Origin of the sequence: Rhodococcus sp. 05-2254-6 (assembly GCF_002258565.1) — a bacterium.
GTDB lineage: Bacteria > Actinomycetota > Actinomycetes > Mycobacteriales > Mycobacteriaceae > Rhodococcoides.
Window position 1 is genome coordinate 22399 of sequence record NZ_NOZF01000130.1, and the last position, 19631, is coordinate 42029.

15 protein-coding genes and 1 tRNA gene are annotated in these 19631 nt (G+C 64.1%); 7 read left to right on the forward strand and 9 right to left on the reverse strand.

What is annotated here, in order from left to right; all coding sequences use genetic code 11:
- The first annotated feature begins 115 nt into the window (after positions 1–115).
- Positions 116–1234, forward strand: coding sequence for an endo-1,4-beta-xylanase (locus CH256_RS16535; protein ID WP_094640354.1), 1119 nt, complete (start codon positions 116–118; stop codon positions 1232–1234).
- A 36-nt stretch (positions 1235–1270) separates the two neighbouring features.
- Here the strand turns inward: CH256_RS16535 and CH256_RS16540 are convergent, their stop codons facing one another.
- The gene (locus tag CH256_RS16540) at positions 1271–5404 is read right to left on the reverse strand and encodes a bifunctional nitrate reductase/sulfite reductase flavoprotein subunit alpha (RefSeq protein WP_094670063.1); all 4134 of its coding nucleotides are present in this window, start codon (positions 5402–5404) and stop codon (positions 1271–1273) included.
- Positions 5405–5663: 259 nt separating this feature from the next.
- Between CH256_RS16540 and CH256_RS16545 the strand changes: the two genes are divergently transcribed.
- Positions 5664–6857, forward strand: coding sequence for a L,D-transpeptidase (locus tag CH256_RS16545; protein ID WP_094670058.1), 1194 nt, complete (start codon positions 5664–5666; stop codon positions 6855–6857).
- A 20-nt stretch (positions 6858–6877) separates the two neighbouring features.
- Here the strand turns inward: CH256_RS16545 and CH256_RS16550 are convergent, their stop codons facing one another.
- The 3 genes from CH256_RS16550 to orn form a co-directional block, all read right to left on the reverse strand.
- On the reverse strand, positions 6878–7639 hold the full coding sequence (locus CH256_RS16550; RefSeq protein WP_068050006.1) for a M23 family metallopeptidase: 762 nt from the start codon (positions 7637–7639) through the stop codon (positions 6878–6880).
- 311 nt (positions 7640–7950) lie between these two features.
- Positions 7951–8026, reverse strand: a tRNA-His gene (locus tag CH256_RS16555).
- Positions 8027–8104: 78 nt separating this feature from the next.
- Complete coding sequence (orn, locus tag CH256_RS16560) at positions 8105–8716, reverse strand: oligoribonuclease (protein WP_082898768.1); 612 nt, start codon at positions 8714–8716, stop codon at positions 8105–8107.
- 94 nt (positions 8717–8810) lie between these two features.
- Here orn and CH256_RS16565 point away from each other — a divergent pair, with 94 nt between their 5' ends.
- Entirely contained in the window at positions 8811–10535 is a 1725-nt protein-coding gene (locus CH256_RS16565) for a helicase HerA-like domain-containing protein (protein ID WP_094670064.1), read from the forward strand.
- A 48-nt stretch (positions 10536–10583) separates the two neighbouring features.
- Here CH256_RS16565 and cmrA read toward each other — a convergent pair whose 3' ends face one another.
- Genes cmrA through CH256_RS16580 form a run of 3 tightly spaced genes read right to left on the reverse strand, consistent with a single transcriptional unit; the run spans position 10584 to position 13980 of the window.
- Positions 10584–11387 carry a mycolate reductase gene (gene cmrA, locus CH256_RS16570; protein WP_068050011.1) on the reverse strand — a complete coding sequence of 268 codons (804 nt, stop codon included), beginning with the start codon at positions 11385–11387 and terminating at the stop codon, positions 10584–10586.
- Positions 11388–11410: 23 nt separating this feature from the next.
- The gene (locus CH256_RS16575) at positions 11411–13456 is read right to left on the reverse strand and encodes an NADPH-dependent 2,4-dienoyl-CoA reductase (protein ID WP_094670059.1); all 2046 of its coding nucleotides are present in this window, start codon (positions 13454–13456) and stop codon (positions 11411–11413) included.
- A complete protein-coding gene (locus tag CH256_RS16580) occupies positions 13453–13980 on the reverse strand; it encodes a PadR family transcriptional regulator (protein WP_068050015.1) in 528 nt (175 codons plus the stop codon). The genes CH256_RS16575 and CH256_RS16580 overlap by 4 nt, the downstream gene beginning before the upstream one ends.
- A gap of 83 nt (positions 13981–14063) precedes the next feature.
- Here CH256_RS16580 and CH256_RS16585 point away from each other — a divergent pair, with 83 nt between their 5' ends.
- Positions 14064–15386, forward strand: a complete 1323-nt coding sequence (locus CH256_RS16585) for an MFS transporter (protein WP_094670060.1) — start codon at positions 14064–14066, stop codon at positions 15384–15386.
- Here CH256_RS16585 and CH256_RS16590 read toward each other — a convergent pair.
- Both CH256_RS16590 and CH256_RS16595 read right to left on the reverse strand, forming a co-directional pair.
- Complete coding sequence (locus CH256_RS16590; protein WP_068050019.1) at positions 15383–16207, reverse strand: alpha/beta fold hydrolase; 825 nt, start codon at positions 16205–16207, stop codon at positions 15383–15385. The genes CH256_RS16585 and CH256_RS16590 overlap by 4 nt on opposite strands.
- Before the next feature lie 29 nt (positions 16208–16236).
- Complete coding sequence (locus CH256_RS16595; protein WP_179272127.1) at positions 16237–16887, reverse strand: TetR family transcriptional regulator; 651 nt, start codon at positions 16885–16887, stop codon at positions 16237–16239.
- A 171-nt stretch (positions 16888–17058) separates the two neighbouring features.
- Here CH256_RS16595 and CH256_RS16600 point away from each other — a divergent pair, with 171 nt between their 5' ends.
- From CH256_RS16600 to CH256_RS16610, 3 genes are all read left to right on the forward strand, one after another.
- The gene (locus CH256_RS16600) at positions 17059–18171 is read left to right on the forward strand and encodes a ferredoxin reductase (RefSeq protein WP_094670061.1); all 1113 of its coding nucleotides are present in this window, start codon (positions 17059–17061) and stop codon (positions 18169–18171) included.
- Between the two features lie 63 nt (positions 18172–18234).
- Positions 18235–19419 carry a fatty acid desaturase family protein gene (locus CH256_RS16605; RefSeq protein ID WP_179272128.1) on the forward strand — a complete coding sequence of 395 codons (1185 nt, stop codon included), beginning with the start codon at positions 18235–18237 and terminating at the stop codon, positions 19417–19419.
- Positions 19420–19442: 23 nt separating this feature from the next.
- Positions 19443–19631: hypothetical protein (locus tag CH256_RS16610; protein WP_094670066.1), on the forward strand; the 189-nt coding region annotated here is incomplete at its 3' end.

Here is a 19631-nt window from a genome sequence, read left to right on the forward strand (position 1 = left end):
CCACTATTCGAATTTCCGGTGTGTTTGTGCTGCCGAGGAGTGAGACAAAGCACGAAACAACAGAGCAATATCGATACCGCGATATTCCGTTCCTGGTCGTTGCTAGCATCTGCCGATGAGAAGGAATGCGACGCGACGAGCGAGTGCAGCACTGATGGTCATGCTGTTGTCGTTCGCGGCCGGGGCGGTACCCGCAGCTGCATCTGCTCTGCGAACGCAGCAAGCACCCGCAGGAGATTCAGGATGTGCGCGGCAATCGGACGCGGTCCGGATCGGAGTATCACCCGGAGCAACCATAGGTGGGCTGTCTCCTGCGGATCTCGATCGGGAACTCACGCTCGCTCGTGACGCCGGAGCTTTCGCGGTTCGTCTCGACATCGACTGGTCTGCCATCGAGTCGACCCGGGGCAGATTCGATTGGAGCCGAACCGACCGGGTGATCGACGCTGTTGTGGCCCACGGGATGTGCGTGCACGGCATCATCGCGTACACCCCGAGGTGGGCGCGAGTAGCCGCCGCCGTCAACGATTCGCACTCCCGTCCTGCGAACCCCGCCACCTTCGCGGCGTTCGCCAAGACTGTGGTTCAGCGCTACCAGAGCCGGATCGAGATATGGGAGGTGTGGAACGAGCCGAACATCGTGACGTTCTTCAAGCCTGCCCCCGACGTGACGGCGTACTCGGCGCTGATCAAGGCGACCTATACGGCGATCAAGCAGGTGCAAGCCGATTCCACCGTGCTCGCGGGCGGGATGGCACCCGCCGAGGACACGAACGGCAACATCGCGGGTACGACGTTCCTGTCGAAGATGTACGCGCAGGGATCGAACAAGTACTTCGACGCCTTCAACGTTCACCCGTACACGTGGCCCTACCTACCCAACGACCCCAGCACGGCGTCGTGGAACACCGCCATGAAGATGTGGTCCATGCGCGACACGATGATCGCCGGCGGTGACAGCGGCAAACAGATCTGGATCACCGAGTTCGGAGCCCCCACCGGCACCAATCCCAACAGTGTCAGCGAGCAGACGCAGGCGGACAGCATCGGGATTGTCCTCGACGCGGTTCTCGGTAACGACTGGCTGGGGCCGGCCTATGTCTACAGCCTCCGGGACGCCGGTTCCGACACCGCCGACACCGAACAGAACTTCGGCTTGGTGCACAGAGACTGGTCGCCCAAGATCGCCTACGGACGCGTCGACGCCTACGCCGCGGAGCATTCCGGCCGTTGATCGACCGATGGCACGTTTCGTCTCGGTTCCACCGACTCAGTAGACGTCGCGGACGTATCGCTTCTCTGCGGCAAGAGCTTTGACGTAGGCCTCGGCACTGCTCGGCGCGAGTTTGCCGTGTTGCGCCACCACGCCCTTCAGCGCGGCGTCGACGTCCTTGGCCATTCGGGACGCGTCGCCGCACACGTAGAAGTGGGCACCGCGGTGAATCCAGTTCCACAACTCGGCCCCGTGTTCACGCATCCGATCCTGGACGTAGACCTTGTCCTTCTGATCGCGTGAGAATGCGACGTCCAGGCGGTTCAGCGAACCGTCGCCGAGCATCGCCGTCAGTTCGTCGCGATAGTAGAAGTCCGTGTCGGCGTGCTGTTCACCGAAGAACAGCCAATTGTGGCCGGTGTGCCCGAGCGCGCGACGCTCGTGCAGGAAGGCGCGGAAAGGGGCGACACCGGTACCCGGGCCGACCATGATCATCGGGGTTGTCGGGTCCTCCGGCGGTTTGAAATGCGAGGACTTCTGCACGAAGATCCCCACGTCGTGGTTCGACGCATGGTCGGCCAGGTAGGTCGAGCACACGCCGCGCCGGGGAACTCCGTGCACGTTGTACCGCACCGCCGAGACGGTCACCTGTACTTCGTTGGGGTTCTCTTTCGGACTCGACGAAATCGAGTACAGCCGTGGCTGCAACGGTTTGAGAACTGCCAACCAGTCGTCCACCGAAGCTCGAACCGGATGGGCAGCAAGCACGTCGATCGACTGACGACCCCACATCCAGTCGGACAGCGCATGCTTGTTGTCGGGGTGCAGCATCGACTCGAGATCGTCGTCCGCAGTCCGTCGGTGGACGAACTTCAGGAGATCCGGTGTTGCACGAGCAATTTCGAGGTGGCGGCTCAGCGCTGTGCGCAGCGACATCGAACCGTGTCCAGCAAGATCGACAGCGGTGTCCCGGTCCAGTCCGGTGGCCTCGAGCCACTCGTCGACGTAGGCATCGCTGTTGCGCGGCCACACTCCGAGTGCGTCACCGACCTCGTACTCGAGAGTCCCGTCGGGTACATGGAATCCGAATTGGCGGACGTCCTTGACGGATCCGCGTGCGGTCAGTATCCGATTGCGTACGAGAGTCGTCACCAGCGGTGACTTCTTGCTGTACTGTTCCGGCTCCGTTCGGGTTTGCGGAACGGTGCGAGCGGTGGACTCCACCGCTGCTTCGGTGGTGGTGTCGTCATCGCGTCGAAGCCGCTCGACCACCGCATCGAGCCACGCCGCCGCCTCGTTCTCGTAGTCGGGCTCGCAGTCGACCCGCTCGAGAAGTCGCCGGGCACCCAACTCGGTGAGGCGCTCGTCGATCCTGCGTCCGTGGCCGCAGAAGTCCGCGTAGCTGGAGTCACCGAAAGCGAGCACGGCATAACGGATTTCCGGGAGCTTCGCCGTGGTCTCGGCGACGAGACTGTCCCAGAACGTCGCACCGTTGTCCGGCGCTTCGCCGTCACCGGTGGTACTGCTGACGATCAGCACATCGGCCTCGGCGGGCAGGGAATCGACGGTGAACGTATCCATCGAATGCTCGGCGATCGACACGCCTGCTCCCCGCAGGTGGGACAGGCAGGCCTGGGCGTACTCCTCGGCGGTGCCGGTTTGCGAGGCCCAGAGCAACAGCACCGGCCGTCGCCCCGGATCGGCGGTCTCGGCCGGTACATCGGCACCAGCACCGCCGGTGGCGGGTCCACGCGAGAACAGGCCCGCGAGAACGCCGTCGAGCCATGCGTGGGTCTCGGGGGACAGGGGAGTGCGCGACGGCAGAGTGGGCGTTCCGGCGGCGCTGCGGCCGGCCTCACTGCCCAGACCTTCGAGAAGCCCTGCGATATAACGCTGTTCGACGGTCGTCAGCGGCTGAGAAGGACGCGCAGGGAGACCGACGATCGTGGCGAGCGCCTCGACGGGATCGTGGGAAGGTTCGTCGCCCACGGGTGAGGGTGATTGGGCTGCAGCAACTCTGGTGAGAGTGACCGCGCACGCCTTGAACTCGGGCTGCTGAGAATACGGATCGATGGCGTCGTTGGTGACGGCATTGATGGCGAGGTACTCACCGAATTTTTCGTTCCAGTGGAAGGGCGCGAAGCAGCTGCCCGGGAGCACTCGATCGGTGACGACGGCAGGAAGGACGGCTCGGCCTCGGCGGGACGCGACCTCGACACTGTCGCCGTCGATCACGCCGAGCCGGTCTGCGTCGAGTGGGTGTACCTCGACGAACGGGCCGGAATCGAGTTTGTTCAGCTTGGCTACCTTGCCGGTCTTGGTCATGGTGTGCCACTGGTGTGGCAGGCGTCCGGTGTTGAGCACGAACGGGTAGTCGTCGTCGGGCATCTCCGCGGGTGCCATCGCAGGCCTGGCGAAGAACTGGGCCCGACCGCTCGGAGTGGGGAAGGACAGTGCGGGGATCGAACCGTCGTCGGACACTCGTTGCCGTTGGCTGACTCCGTCGTTGAGGTATCGGATCGGATGCCGGGTGGTGGTCGCGTCGGGCGGGCACGGCCACTGGATGGGACTCTCGCGCAACCGTTCGTAGGTGACTCCGCGAATGTCGTAGCCGGTGTTCGGATTCCAGAACTGCTTGATCTCCTCGAACACCTCCTCGGCGCTCGCATAGGTGAAGGCATCTGCATATCCGAGCGCGCACGCCATGTCGGCGATGATCTTCCAGTCCGGTAGTGCACCGCCCGGTGCCTCGAGCGCCGGTTGGAACAGCGTGAGATTGCGTTCGGAATTGACCATCACTCCGTGCGCTTCCGTCCACAACGCGGCGGGCAGCATCACGTCGGCGTAGTCGTTGGTTTCGGTATCGGCGAACGCATCCTGAGTGATGACCAACTCGGCGCGCTCGAGACCGTCGATCACCGTTGTTCTGTTGGCCACCGAGGCAACCGGATTGGTGCAGATGATCCAGCAGGCCTTGATCTCCCCGGCAGCGAGCTTGGAGAACATCTCGATGGTTCCGCCGCCGACGTCGGTGCGCAGCGTTCCGCGCGGAACGCCCCATCGATCCTCGACGAATGCGCGGTCGGCGTCGTTGACCACCGCTCGTTGTCCCGGCAGCCCGGGGCCCATGTATCCCATTTCCCGACCACCCATGGCGTTCGGTTGCCCGGTCAGGGAGAACGGGCCGCTGCCGGTCTTGCAGATGGCACCGGTCGCCAGATGGAGGTTGCACAGCGCATTGGTGTTCCACGTTCCGTGCGTCGACTGGTTCAGACCCATCGTCCAGCAGCTCATCCAGTTCTCTGCACCGCCGATCATCGCGGCCGCGGCTCGTAGGTCCTTCTCGTCGAGACCGGTTGCGGCGCAGACCTTCTCCGGGGTGTAGTCGCCGAGGAACTCCGGCATCGCGTCCCAGCCGTCGGTGAACTCCGCGATGAACTCGGTGTCGAGGTCGCCGTTCTCCGCAATGAGCGCCAGCAGACCGTTGAGCAGCGCCAGGTCCGACCCCGGCTCGAGTTGCAGATGCAGGTGGGCCTTGTCCGCTGTGGCGGTGCGACGGGGATCGACGACGATCAGCTTCGCCCCTGCCTTGACGCGGTCCATCATCCGCAGGAACAGAATGGGGTGACAGTCTGCCATGTTGGAGCCGATGACGAAGAACACGTCGGCGTGGTCGAAGTCCTGGTACGACCCGGGCGGGCCGTCGGCTCCCAGTGATTGCTTGTATCCGGTTCCTGCGCTCGCCATGCAGAGTCGGGAATTGGATTCGATCTGGTTGGTGCCGATGAACCCCTTGGCCAGTTTGTTGGACAGGTACTGGGCCTCGATCGACATCTGCCCCGACACGTACAACGCGAGCGCATCGGGCCCGTGTTCGTCGATGATGGTGCGCAGCCGCCGAGCGGTGTCGTGGATCGCCACCGCGGTGTCCGTGCTCTCCGGTTGCTCGCCGCGGCGATGGCGAATCTGGGCCTTCTCGAGCCGCCCGGGCCCCGCGAGCATGTCCGCGGTGGTGGTCCCTTTGGTGCACAGTCGGCCGAAGTTGGCCGGGTGGGACTTGTCGCCGACGGATTTGGTCACGACTGGCCTGGTCGGGGTCGCATCGGAGGACGCGGTTCGGCCGCCGATCTCGAGCACCATGCCGCATCCCACGCCGCAGTACGCGCAGAGTGTCTTCACCGTGGTGACCATGGATTCCACAGTGCCCGGCCCAGGGTGCGCCGTCATTACACGTCAGTTAGCCGGATATGACGTTGTCCTCACCGTGCCCCGCCAGGAGCGGTGATGTCCGCCCTGGAGCTGGTGAGAGGCGGATGGGAGGTAACACGAACTTCCTGGTCTGCGATTGGTACTCGAACGTTACTCATCGAACGGGCTGTCGAGTGGAGTGTCCGATTTTCCGCTGGCACAATCGTCCGGGTCGGGCTCGAAGTGGGAAGTGGTGTGATTCATGAGGGTGTATCGCGGATTCGTACTCGCCGCGGTGGGAGTGGTTGCTTCGGTGGCAGTCCTGTCGGGATGTAGTTCTGCATCGGACGTCTCCGAACCGTCGGTGCCGATCGATTCCAACCCGATGACCGAGCTGATGAAGCCGAAGCTGACCTCGAGCGTCCTCGACGGAGCCGTCGGATTCTCGCCGGCGGACCCGGTGACCGTCTCGGTCGCCGACGGCAAGTTGTCCTCGGTGACGATGCTCAACCCGGAGGGCGAGCCGGTCTCGGGCGCGATCTCGCCCGACGGATTGTCGTGGACCAACACCGAACCGCTCGGCTACGACCGTGAATACCGCGTCCAGGCCGACGCGTACGGACTCGGGGGAGCGTCGAGCACGGTATCGAGCTTCACCACCAGCCAGCCCGGCAACTTCACCAAGCCCTACGTTCTGCCGAACCCCGGCGACATCGTCGGAATCGGTCAGCCGGTCGCGGTTCAGTTCGACGAACCGATCACCGACAAAGTGGCCGCACAGAACGCCATCACCGTCACCACGACGCCTGCCGTCGAGGGCGCGTTCTACTGGGTCAACAACAAGGAAGTTCGCTGGCGTCCGCAGAACTACTGGGCACCGGGTACCAAGGTCGACGTGGCGGTGAACGTGTACGGACGCGATCTCGGTGACGACATCTTCGGTCAGGAGAACGCCACGACCTCGTTCACGATCGGTGATGCGGTCATCGCCACCGCCGACGACAACACCAAGCAGGTGACGTTCAACGTCAACGGTCAGGACGTCATCACCATGCCGACATCGATGGGCAAGGACAGCACGCCCACCGACAACGGCGTCTACATCATCGGCGACCGCTTCGAGCATCTCGTGATGGATTCCTCGACCTACGGTGTGCCGGTGAATTCGTCCAGCGGATACCGCACCCCGGTCGACTGGGCGACGCGGATGTCCTACAGCGGCATCTTCTTCCACTCCGCACCGTGGTCGGTGGGACAGCAGGGTTACTCCAACGCCTCGCACGGGTGCCTGAACCTGAGCCCCACCAACGCGAAGTGGGTCTACGACAACACCAAGCGCGGCGACATCGTCGTCGTGAAGAACACCGTCGGTGGGACGCTGTCGGGTACCGACGGCCTCGGTGACTGGAACGTCCCGTGGGACGAGTGGAAGGCCGGGAACGCCACTACGGTCTGATCGAAGCGGAGTTCGGCCGATCAGCTTCGGTCGCGGGTCTGGTAGAGCGAGGGATCGATACCCAGCGTCTTCAGGTAGGCCACCGGTTCGACGCTCGAACCGTTGTTGCGCACCTCGAAGTGCAGATGCGGTCCGGTCGAGTTTCCGGTGCTGCCGACTGCGCCGAGTACATCGCCCGGTGCCACTTCGTCGCCGACCGACACCGCGATGCTGGACTGGTGGCCGTAGTAGGTCTCGGTGTTGCCACTCTTGACCCGCACGAGCTTGCCGTAGCCGTCGCCTGCATCTCCGGCCTGAACGACGGTTCCGCCGGTGACCGCGTGGATCGGAGTTCCGCTGTCCGCAGCGAAGTCGACACCCTGGTGGAACTGCGCGCCGTTGCCGGTCGGGTTGTTGCGCCCGCCGTAGCCGGAGGTGATGCGGTAGTCGCCTGCATCGATGGGCAGCACTGCTCCACCGAGCCCGACGGTCGGCGGAGCGGTCGGGAGTTCGATCTCGGGTACTTCCACCGTGCTCGGAGCGTCCGGTGAGTCCGGTGCGGAGAGCACGTCGCTGTCGAGAACGATGGCTGCGACCTGGTTGATCAGGACGCCGGTGGCGTCCAGGACAGCCGCGAGAATCGCGGCCCGCTGCTGCGCGTCGGGCTGCGGTATCGGGATCTGGGGGAGTTCGATGGTGGGTTGAGCGGTGGCCACCGCTGGGCTGAGCAAGCCGGTTGTGCCGATGCACAGTGCTGCCGACAAGATCGAACCCGCTATGACTCTGTGCATTCTGCGACCCACGAAAAGCCTCCTCGTCTGCGTCCTCCGCGCACCCATCCGAGGTGCGCGCAGGACGTAAGAACATGTTCGGTGACGCTTCGGGGCACGCTGAACTCACGTAGCAAAAAACACATGAATCACATTGGTACTTTTCTTCCCCAAAAGTGCCATTGGTAACCGTACGTCACATTAACCCCACAAGAAACCTGAAAGTTGAATTACAACAACGTAATTCGAGGTCAGCGTGGTTGCGGCGGGACCGGGGGGCTCGTCGCTCGGGGAATGGAGACACGAAAAAGGCCGGCCTCACGAGGAGACCGGCCTTGTTCGTATGGGGTGAGCGACGGGACTCGAACCCGCGACATCCAGGATCACAACCTGGTGCTCTACCAGCTGAACTACGCCCACCATTGCACGCATCCGCAGAACCTTTTCGGGCTCTCCATCAGCAGCGTCGACAATACTAGCGGGTTGAATCCCGGGTTGCTAATCCGCCCCTGACTGCGTGTCGAGATCGTGAACGACAGCTGCAATATCGCTGGTGGAGGGCCCCGGCTGCGCTACGAAGGCAGTCCGGCGGTAGTACTGCAGCTCCTTGATCGACTCCTTGATGTCCGCGAGAGCGCGGTGCGCAAGGCCCTTGGGCGGCTGTCCGTAGTAGATACGCGGGTACCAGCGGCGGGCGAGTTCCTTGATCGAGCTGACGTCGATCATGCGGTAGTGGAGGTAGGTGTCGAGCGCGGTCATGTCGCGAGAGATGAAGCCGCGATCGGTGCCGATGGAGTTTCCCGCGAGGGGAACCGTTCCGGCTACCGGGACATGCTCCTTGATGTACGCCAGGACGCGCTGCTCGGCTTCCTCCAGCGTCACCGTCGACGCGCGCACCTCGTCGGTCAAGCCCGATTTGGCATGCATGTCGGTGACGACGGCAGGCATGTTCGCCAACGCGTCGTCGTCGGCATGGATGACGATGTCGACACCCTCCCCGAGGATGTTGAGCTCGCTGTCGGTCACCAGCGCCGCAATTTCGATCAGCTTGTCCTTGCTCAGGTCCAAGCCGGTCATTTCACAATCGATCCACACAAGTTTGTCCTGCACTCGCACCACACTAGTGCGAGCCGCTGTGCCACTAGGGTTTGCGGTGGCGATCGAGCCAGTTCAGCATCAGCACACGTTCATGGAGGACGCGGACATGACAGTCGACCCGACGCAGCCGGCACCCACGCTCAGCCCGGCAGAGAAGGCGAAGGCTGCCAAGGCCGCCGCCGTCGAAGCGGCACGGGTCGCCGCCGAAGCTCTGGCCGCAGCGGACGCCGCCGAAGCCGAAGCGTTGGCCGCGGAACAGGGGCAGCCGCAGGCATCGACGGGCAAGGCCGCCGAGATCGCCGCCGGATACGCGTCGGAGGGGGCCGCGTTGGAATTGGGAACCGTGGTGCTCGACGGCGTCACCGATCCGTCCGCTCGTATCCGAATTCCGTTGGCCACATTGAACAGACATGGCCTCGTGGCCGGGGCCACCGGAACCGGAAAGACGAAGACGCTGCAGGGCATTGCCGAACAGCTCTGCGCCGCAGGCGTTCCCGTGGTCATGGCCGACGTCAAAGGTGACTTGTCCGGCCTGTCGCAGCCGGGAGCAGGCAACGAAAAGATCCGCAGCCGAGCAGCGGACACCGGTATTCCGGACTGGGCTCCCTCCGGCCATCCGGTCGAGTTTCTCTCCCTGGGCACCGACGGAATCGGCGTCCCGGTGCGCGCCACCATCACTGCGTTCGGCCCGATTCTGCTCAGCAAGGTGTTGGGGCTGAACAACACTCAGGAATCCACTCTCGGCTTGATCTTCCACTGGGCCGATTCGCAGGGACTCGCCCTGCTCGATCTCAAAGACCTGCGGTCGGTGATCATGCACCTGACCAGCGACGAGGGCAAAGCCGACCTGAAGGGCATCGGCGGCGTCTCCTCGGCCACCGCAGGAGTGATTCTGCGCGCGTTGGTCAACCTCGAAGCGGACGGCGGCGACACCTTCTTCGGCGAGCCCGAGCTCGAGACCGAGGACCTGCTGCGCGTCGGGCCGGACGGCAGAGGCGTGATCACCTTGTTCGAGCTCGGGGCGCAGGCTTCGCGGCCGGTGATGTTCTCCACGTTCCTGATGTGGGTGCTGGCCGATCTGTTCCAGACGCTGCCCGAGGTGGGTGACGTGGACAAGCCCAAGCTGGTCTTCATCTTCGACGAGGCACACCTGCTGTTCGCCGACGCCTCGAAGGCGTTTCTGCAGCAGGTGGAGCAGACCGTCAAGCTCATCCGCTCCAAGGGTGTCGGTGTCTTCTTCTGCACGCAGCTGCCCACCGACGTCCCCAACGATGTTCTCTCGCAATTGGGGGCGCGGATTCAGCACGCCCTGCGCGCCTTCACGCCCGACGATCAGAAGGCCTTGAACAAGACGGTCCGCACGTACCCCAAGACCGACGCCTACGACCTGGAAAAGGCGCTGACCTCGTTGGGTACCGGCGAAGCGATCGTGACTGTGCTCTCGGAAAAGGGTGCACCGACTCCCGTGGCGTGGACCAAGATTCGGCCGCCCCGCTCCCTGATGGACACCATCGGCAACGACGCCATCGCGGCGGCCGCATCCTCGAGCACCCTGTCCTCGAAATACCGAGAAACGATCGATCGCGAGTCGGCCTACGAGCGGATGAACGCGCGGGTGGCGAACGTACCGGCCCCGGCCGAGAAGTTCGACATACCGCCCCTGCCTGCGGATCTGCCGGATCAACCGCCGAGCGAGCCGGATGGGCCGTCGGCCGCAGAGCGGATCATGGGCAACCCTGCCGTCAAGAGCTTCCTTCGATCGGCCGCCTCGGCCGCCGGGCGGGAGATCTCGCGCAGCATCTTCGGAACCGGACGTCGCCGCCGACGCTGAGCTTGCTCGGTCGGGAGTGGAGCCCGCGGAACGACCGAAATTCGGGTATCAGTTGCCGAGCTTCTTGTAGAAGCTGCCGATGATCGGTGCGGAGATGCTGCGCGGGCTGTACTGGCCGGCCGCCGACATGCCCTTGCTCAGCAGACCCGGTACGACGCGCATCTTGTTCTTCTCGAGGCCCTCGAGAGACACCTTCGCGGTGTAGGCGCTGTCGATCCACAGGAAATCGGGAACCATCTTGTCGACGATCGAGGCCTCGGCCGGGTCCGGTGTCTCGGTGCGGACCGGGCCGGGAGCGAGGAGGGTGACATTGACTCCGGTACCCGCGAGCTCACCGCGCAGCGATTCCGAGAACGTGTTCACGAAGGCCTTGGTCGCGGCGTACGTCGCGTTGTTGGGGATGGCCATGTTGCCTGCCGCCGAACCGGTGATCAGGATGCCGCCCGCTCCACGACCGATCATGCCGGGCATGACCGCCAGTGTGAGGTCGTGCACCGCAACGGCATTGAGCTCGACCTGGTCGCGCTCGTACGCGGGATCGAGACCGGACAACGGCCCGAACGTTGCGATCCCTGCGTTGTTGCACAGGATCGAGATCTCGCGCTCGGACAGCTCGGTCACCAGTTCCTGTCGCTGCTCACGGTTCGACAGATCCGACTGACGCACCTCGACGGTGACGCCGTACTCGGCCGTGAGCTTTGCGGCCAACGCCTCGAGCAACTCGCCGCGTCGAGCCACCACGATCAGTGAATGACCACGGGCGGCGAGTTCGGTGGCCAGGGCTTCACCGATTCCGGAGGAGGCTCCGGTGACGACGGCGCGGGCATCTGGGCTGGGCTTCGGCAGGCTCACGGTGAGACAGGCTAGCGGACAGATCAGATCGTGGCCGCGAGCCGGGTGCCTTGCTCGATGGCCCGCTTGGCGTCGAGCTCCGCAGCGACGTCCGCACCGCCGATGATGTGCGTGGTGGTGCCCGCTGCCTTCAGCTCGTCGACCAAGTCGCGTACCGATTCCTGGCCGGCGCAGATCACGATGGTGTCCACCTCGAGAACGCGGGGACGCTCGTGCTTGTCCCCGAAGGAGATGTGCAGCCCCGCGTCGTCGATCTTCTCGTAGTTGACACCGGAAAGCTGTTGCACGCCTTTGGCTTTCAATGCAGCTCGATGAACCCAGCCGGTCGTCTTCGCCAGCCCGGCGCCGATGCGTCCCGGCTTGCGTTGCAGCAGATACACCTCACGCGGAGACGGTGCGGGTACCGGAGTAGTCAACGCCCCCGGCGCGGCCTCGGGCTCGGTGACGCCCCACTCCTGCTTCCATTCCTTCAGATCCAAGGTGGGGGAGGCGTCGGTGGTGAGGAACTCGGAGATATCGATGCCGATACCGCCTGCACCGATGACCGCGACCCGATCGCCGACGGGCTTGCCGTCGCGCACCAGTTCTGCGTACGACAGCACCGAGGGGTGCTCGATGCCGGGGATGCGGGGAATCCGGGGGGTGACGCCGGTGGCGAGCACCACCTCGTCGAACTCGCCTGCGACGAGTTCGGCCGCGGTGACTCGGGTGTCGAGGTGAACGGCGACGTCTGCGCTGCGAAGTGCACTGGAGAAGTACCGGATCGTTTCGGCGAACTCCTCCTTGCCTGGGATGAGTCGTGCGATTCCGAACTGTCCGCCGATCTCGTCTCTGGCCTCGAAGAGGCTGACGGCGTGTCCGCGTTGCGCGAGATTGAGCGCGGCGGCCAGGCCTGCGGGCCCGGCTCCGACGACCGCCACCTTCTTGGTCTTCTTCGTCGGCAGCAGTTGCAGGTCGATCTCGCGTCCGGCACGCGGGTTGACCAGGCACGAGACCTTCTTGTGGACGAAGGCGTGGTCCAGGCAGGCCTGGTTGCAGGCGATGCACGTGTTGATCCGGTCGGCGGAGTCGGTGGCGGCTTTCTCGACCCAGAACGGATCGGCCAGCATCGGCCTGGCCATCGCGATCAGCTGCGCATCGCCGCGAGCCAGAATGTTCTCGGCGATCTCGGGCATGTTGATGCGATTGGACGCGGCGACCGGGATGGACACGTGTTTTTCGAGCTTGCCGGTGATGTCCGCGAATGCGGCGCGCGGAACCGAGGTGACGATGGTCGGCACCCGCGACTCGTGCCAGCCGATGTCGGTGTTGATGATGTTTGCACCCGCAGCTTCGACGTCCTCGGCCAGCGCGACGATGTCGTTCCAGCTCTGGCCTTGTTCGACCAGATCCGCCATCGACAGCCGGAACACGACGATGAAGTCGGGGCCGACGGCTGCCCGCGTCTGCCGCACGATCTCCACGGCCATCCGCCGACGGTTCTTCGCCGAACCGCCCCACTCGTCGCGTCGCTTGTTGGTGCGCTCGGAGAGGAACTGGTTGATGAAGTAACCCTCTCCGCCCATGATCTCGACGCCGTCGTAGCCGGCGCTCTGTGCGAGCCGGGCGCAGCGTACGTAGTTACGGATCTGCCAGCGGACGCCCCTCGATGTCAGTCGCCGCGGCCGAAAAGGATTGATGGGAGCCTTGATCGACGACGCCGACACGCTCAGCGGCTGGTAGGAATAGCGCCCGGCATGCAGGATCTGCAAGGCGATCTTGCCGCCTTCGTCATGGACGGCAGCAGTGATCCGGCGATGCCGACGGGCTTCGATGCGATTGGTCAGCTTGGCTCCGAACGGCAACAGCCAACCGGTGCGATTGGGCGCATAGCCCCCGGTGATGATCAGCGCGACTCCGCCGCGGGCACGCTCGGCGAAATAGGCCGCCAGGCGGCCGGTGTCGCGGGCGCGATCTTCGAGGCCGGTGTGAATCGATCCCATGATCACGCGGTTCTTCAGCGTGGTTGCGCCGACATCCAACGGAGACAACAGAATCGGATACGGGCCAGCAGTCTGCTCGGTCTTCACAGCTTCTCCAATACCTCGGTGCACCACTCGGTGAATCCTTCTTCGACGCGAATTCCGCCGCGCAGCACCAGGTATTGATGCAACGCGGTGCCGGTGAGGGCAGCGGGGGCCGGAAAGTCCTGCTTCTCGATCAGTCGGTAGACGTCGAGGCGGGTGGCATGAACATCGCGATGGCGGGCGACTTCGATCTTGAGAGCATCGATGTCACCGTTGGCGGCCCCGCGGATCTTGACGGCGAGTTCCTCGCGTAGCTGCGAAGGATCGGTCGGAGCGGCGATCCAGCGATCGAGCTCCGCGCGACCCGCAGCGCTGACGGAGTAGACCTTCTTGTCCGGCCGGCCGTCCTGCGCGACTGCTTCTCCGGTGATCCATCCAGCCGCGTCCATCCGCGTCAGCGTCCGGTAGATCTGCTGATGCGTTGCGCTCCAGAAGAATCCGATCGACTTGTCGAAGCGGCGGGCGAGCTCGTACCCCGAGCCGCTGAGCTCGGTGAGGGAAACCAGAATCGCGTGTTCCAAAGCCACACCCGAGAGTATGTATGCAACACGGTGACTATGCAACTAGGTGCACCGATGAATTCGGATGCCGCGGTCTAGTGTTGGCAACCATGGGAACCCAGCCGGAGGCCGCTGTCGTCGGAGTCGCCACAACGCGTAAGCAGGTCACCGCCTGGGGGTTCTGGGACTGGGGCTCGGCCGCGTTCAACGCCGTCATTCTCACGTTCGTGTTCTCGGTGTATCTCACCGACGCCGTCGGCGACGATCTGCCCGGTTCCATCTCGGCCACCACCTGGTTCAGCTGGTCGATTGCCGTATCCAGCGTTGTCATCGCACTCCTCGCGCCGGTCTGCGGGCAGTACTTCGACGCGCGCGGCAAACGTAAGTGGCTGCTGGGGGTCTTGACCGCGCTGACGGTCGTCGCCATGGCGGGCCTGTTCTTCGTCCGAGACGACTACCACTATCTGTGGCTCGGCCTGTTGCTGCTCGGTCTCGGATCCATCATGTTCGAGCTGGCCAGCATCCCGTACAACTCGATGCTGCGGCAGGTCTCCACTCCGGCGAACATCGGCCGAGTCTCCGGGTTCGGTTGGTCGATGGGCTATTTCGGCGGAATCGTACTGCTGCTCCTGTGCTACGTCGGCTTCATTGCCGGCGACGGCGACACCCGCGGAGTTCTGGGGCTGAGCACCGACGGCGGACTGAACATTCGACTCGTCGCTCTGCTCGCTGCAGTATGGTTCGCCGTCTCGGCCATCCCGGTGCTGTTCGCCGTTCCCGAGGTACCCCGCGCCGTCGCCGATCCCAAGGCCGCTGAAGCCGGGTTCGCGGCCTCGTACCGTGTGCTGGTTCGCGATGTCCGGGAGCTGTGGAGCGTGGACCGTCGCGCGGTCTACTACCTGATAGCCAGTGCACTGTTCCGGGACGGATTGGCGGGGGTCTTCACCTTCGGAGCCGTACTGGCCGTCAGCGTCTACGGCATCGGAGCGGGCGACGTCCTGCTGTTCGGTGTCGCTGCCAATGTCATAGCCGGGCTCGGAGCGATCGTGGCCGGACGGTTCGACGACAGAATCGGCCCGAAGAAAGTGATCGTCTTCTCGCTCACCTGCATGATCGCCGCCGGGACGATTCTGCTGTTCGTCTCGGGACCGACGATGTTCTGGATCTTCGGGCTCATCCTGTGTCTGTTCGTCGGGCCGGCGCAGTCGTCCGCCCGCACCTTCCTGGCCCGGCTGGCTCCACCGGGACGCGAAGGTCAGTTCTTCGGACTGTTCGCTACGACGGGACGCGCCGCCTCGTTCCTCGCACCGTCCCTGTTCGGTCTGTTCGTGTGGATGTTCGACGCCGACCGCGCGGGTATCGCCGGGCTGATCATCGTCCTCGCTGCCGGACTGCTGGCGCTGCTGAAGGTGCGGGCTCCCGAACGGGTCTAGGCGGAGTCGATACGGGCCAGGATCTCGGCCGTCAGTTTTTCGGGCGCTTCTTCCGGGATCCAGTGCGAGATTCCGTCCAATTCGACGAATCTGTACGGCGCATCGACGAATTCGCCGCAGCGCTCCGCTCCCGCTCGACCGATGGCGGTGTCGCCGTTGCTCCAGACGTAGGTGGTGGGCACGGTTACCGGAGGAAGGTTTGCGAACTCCCTGGTCATCGCGGCGTACCAGCTCGATGCGGCCGTCAGCGCCCCGGGGACGGTGAGATGCCGAACGTATTCGTCGTCGAGGCTGTCCGCACCGAACATCGCGCGCAGCCGCTGGGCGTCGTTCTCGACCAGAACTCGCTCGGCTTTCTCCGGTTTTCGGAGCAGCCCGAAGTACGTGGACCGCTCCTGCTGATCCGGATCCTCGCGGATGGCCCAGTTGAACGCGGCCGAATGCGGGACCGACGCCGCTGTGAGAGTGCGGACGCGGTCCGGATGTTCGGCTGCGAGATGCCACGCGACCACCGCACCCCAGTCGTGTCCGACCAGATGCGCCGACGGCAGCTCGAGCGTGTCGAGCAATCCGAGAATGTCGCCGGTGAGATGTTCGATGCGGTAGTGCTCGACGCCGACCGGACGGGCACCGGGGGAGTAGCCCCGCTGGTTCGGGGCGATCACGCGACAACCTGCGCCGACCAGGCCGGGCGTCACCGCGGTCCACGACGCGTTGGTCTGCGGAAAGCCGTGCAGCGCAACCACCGGAACACCGTCCGGTGGTCCCGACATCTCGACCTCGAACACGTACTCGCCGACACTTAACTCGGTCATGAACATCCCTTCGCGGCCGTCTCGTTCTCGAACGGTCAAGCCCGTCGTGGTTCCCATCGGCTCATCCCGAGCATGATCATGCGGATCTGCTTCTCGGTCCGCTCGATGAGATCCTTCTCGTTCTGACTACCCGGTCTGTCGATTTCCAACAGGCCGACCACCGCAGTGAGCATCGTCGAGACGAGCAGGTCTGCGGTCATCTCCAGATCGGCGACGTCCCACCGCTCCAGACCGGGCATGCGGGACAGGTCGATGGTCAGCTCGCTGACGAACAGTCGTAGTTCGGTGGCGAAGGCGCGGCGCACTCCGGTCACGCCGCCGTACCGTTCGCGACTGAGAAAGCGGAATTGATCCTCGTGGGAGCGAACCTGGCGAACCAGGATGCCGAAGGACTCGGTCGCCGTCTTGGTGCTGGGGTTGCGTCGGGCGTCGCGCAGCATCTGTCGCAGCATCCGCATGCTGTCCTCGACGAGAGCGACGCCGAGGTCCTCCATGGAGGCGAAGTGTCGATAGAACGCGGTGGGGACGATGCCGGCGGATCGAGCGACCTCACGGAGGCTGACGCTGGCGAAAGAACGCTCGCGGAGCAGGTCCAGGGTGCCCTCGATCAGTGCTTGCCGCGTGCGCTCCTTGCGCTCGGCGCGGGTCCCCGGTTCTGTCACAACGTCCAGTTTATGGGCGCGCATTCTGTGATCTCCCTTCCGGTTCCTCCCCGGCACCCACAGAACTGTCGATTCGCTCTGTAACGGCGGTCACATAAACGTTGACAGGTACCGGTGTCGCTCTGCCACACTCATGTTAGTGCACAATCGTTCACTGAATGGGTCGTAGGTTTCGATCCGGTAAGGGAGGATGGAATGACGCTTCAAGAACGTCCGTCGCGGGCCTCGGGTTCGCGCAAGTTCTCGCTTCTTTCCCTGTTCGAGGCCATGGCCACGCCCCACGCGCTCGATCGTTACCTCGAACTCGTCGACCCGATGACGACCGTTCGTGACCTTCGCGGCGAAGTGACCGAGATACACCGGTCCACCGAAGACTCGTTGACGCTCACCATCCGTCCCACGCGTCAGTGGAAGGGTTTCAAGGCCGGCCAGTTCGTTCAGGTCGGAGTCGTCATCGACGGAGTACGCCACACCCGCTGCTACTCGCCCGCGTGCTCGCAGTACCGCAAGGACGGCCGGATCGAACTGACGATCAAGGCGCATCCCGAGGGTCTGGTGTCGCAGTACCTGCACAAGAACGCGTACGTCGGCCTGGTGGTCAGCCTGTCGCAGGCGGACGGCACGTTCGAGCTTCCCCAACCACGCCCGGCAAAGACGTTGCTGATCAGCGGTGGCAGCGGTATCACGCCGGTGCTGTCCATGCTCAGGTCGCTGCTGGACGAGGGGTACAGCAGCGACCTGACCTTCCTGCACTACGCGTTCACCGAAAACGACGTCGCGTACAAGAAGGACCTCGAGAAGATCGCCGCCCAGCACGAGAACGTGAACATCGTCTTCGCGTACACCGAGCAGAAGACCGGCGGCGACCTGCACGGGTTCTTCGGCCAGGAACATCTCGATGCGGTGGCCCCGTGGTTCGCCGAGGCCGACACCTTCCTGTGTGGACCTCCCGGACTGATGAAGAGCGTGACGTCGTACTTCGACGACGCAGGTCTCAGCGAGCGGCTGCACCTCGAGGAGTTCACGCCCTCGTTCGCCACCGTCAGCGACGACGTCACCGGCACCACCACGTTCTCCGGCAGCGACGTGTCCTCGGAGAACGACGGCGAAACGCTGCTCGAACAGGCCGAAGCAGCGGGACTCTCACCGGCCAACGGCTGCCGGATGGGCATCTGCTTCACCTGTACCTCGGTGAAGAAGTCCGGCTGCACCAAGAACATCAAGACCGGTGAGACCGACACCGAATCGGACAAGAAGATCCAGCTGTGCGTGTCCGTCGCCGTGGGCGACGTCGACATCGACATCTAGATCCACCTCGAACAGCGACAACCCCAAGACCCATCTCGACCCGATCGAATTGGAGATCATCAGATGCTCGGAACGATTCTCTCGATCCTGCCCACCACCGTCCTGCCCTTCCGCCGTGACGAGACCCTGCTGGACCAGCCGACCGTGCTGACCTACGAACAGGTGGAGGAGCTCGGCCGCGAACTCGACGACCTGCGCGCCCGCACCGTCGCCAAGCTCGGTGACGAGGACCGCGAATACATCTACAAGATCATCAAGGCGCAGCGCGGCCTCGAGGTCGCCGGACGCGCGTTGATGTACCTGCCCTTCCTTCCGCCTGCATGGCTCGCAGGCGTCGGTGCCCTCGGAGTGGCGAAGATTCTCGACAACATGGAGATCGGCCACAACGTCATGCACGGCCAGTACGACTGGATGCGTGAGCCCGGCCTCAACTCCGAGGTGTTCGAGTGGGACACCGTCTGTCCGGCAGACCAGTGGAAGCACTCGCACAACTACATGCACCACACGTTCACCAACATCGTCGGCATGGACCGCGACATCGGTTACGGCATCCTGCGGATGGACCAGGACCAGAAGTGGAATCCGTACTACCTCGGCAACCCGGTGTACGCATTCCTGCTGATGACGTTCTTCGAGTGGGGCGTCATGCTGCACGACCTCGAGACGGAGAACATCGTCGCGGGCAAGCGCAAGTGGCACGACGTCAAGCCGCTGCTGCAGGGCATGTGGCGCAAGGCGGGCAAGCAGGCGCTCAAGGACTACGTGATCTTCCCCGCGCTGACTGGGCCGTTCTTCGCGTCCACCGTGGTCGGCAACGTCGCCGCCAACCTCATCCGCAACGTGTGGACCTACTCGATCATCTTCTGCGGCCACTTCCCGACCGGAGTCCAGACCTTCAGCAAGGAAGAGACCGCCGAGGAGAGCCGCGGCGAATGGTACGTGCGGCAGATGCTGGGATCGGCCAACATCGAGGGAACTCCGCTGTTCCACATCATGTCGGGCAACCTCTCGCACCAGATCGAGCACCACCTGTTCCCCGATCTGCCCGCGCACCGCTACCCGCAGATCGCGCCGGAGGTCAAGGCCCTGTGCGAGAAGTACGACCTGCCGTACAACACCGGTGGCTTCTTCCACCAGATCGGCACCGTGTGGGGCAAGATCTTCAAGCTCGCCCTGCCCAACTCGCTCACGGGATCGGCGGCTCCGGCCGGTGTTATCGTCGAGCGTAAGAAGACCAGCGCAGCGTGACGACTTCGAAGGGGGCGGTCCTGTTGGTAGGAAAGTTCGAGCGCAACAAGGACACCGTGCAGGAGTTCACCGAATCGGCCGCGACTCACGTCGGCCGGATCGTGGTGATCATCGCCGGAGCCGTCCGCGACGTCACTCGTGAAATCGGTGATCTGATCACCGACGGAATCGAAATGCGTGAGGCGGCGAAGAAGGCGGAGCGTGACGCGCCG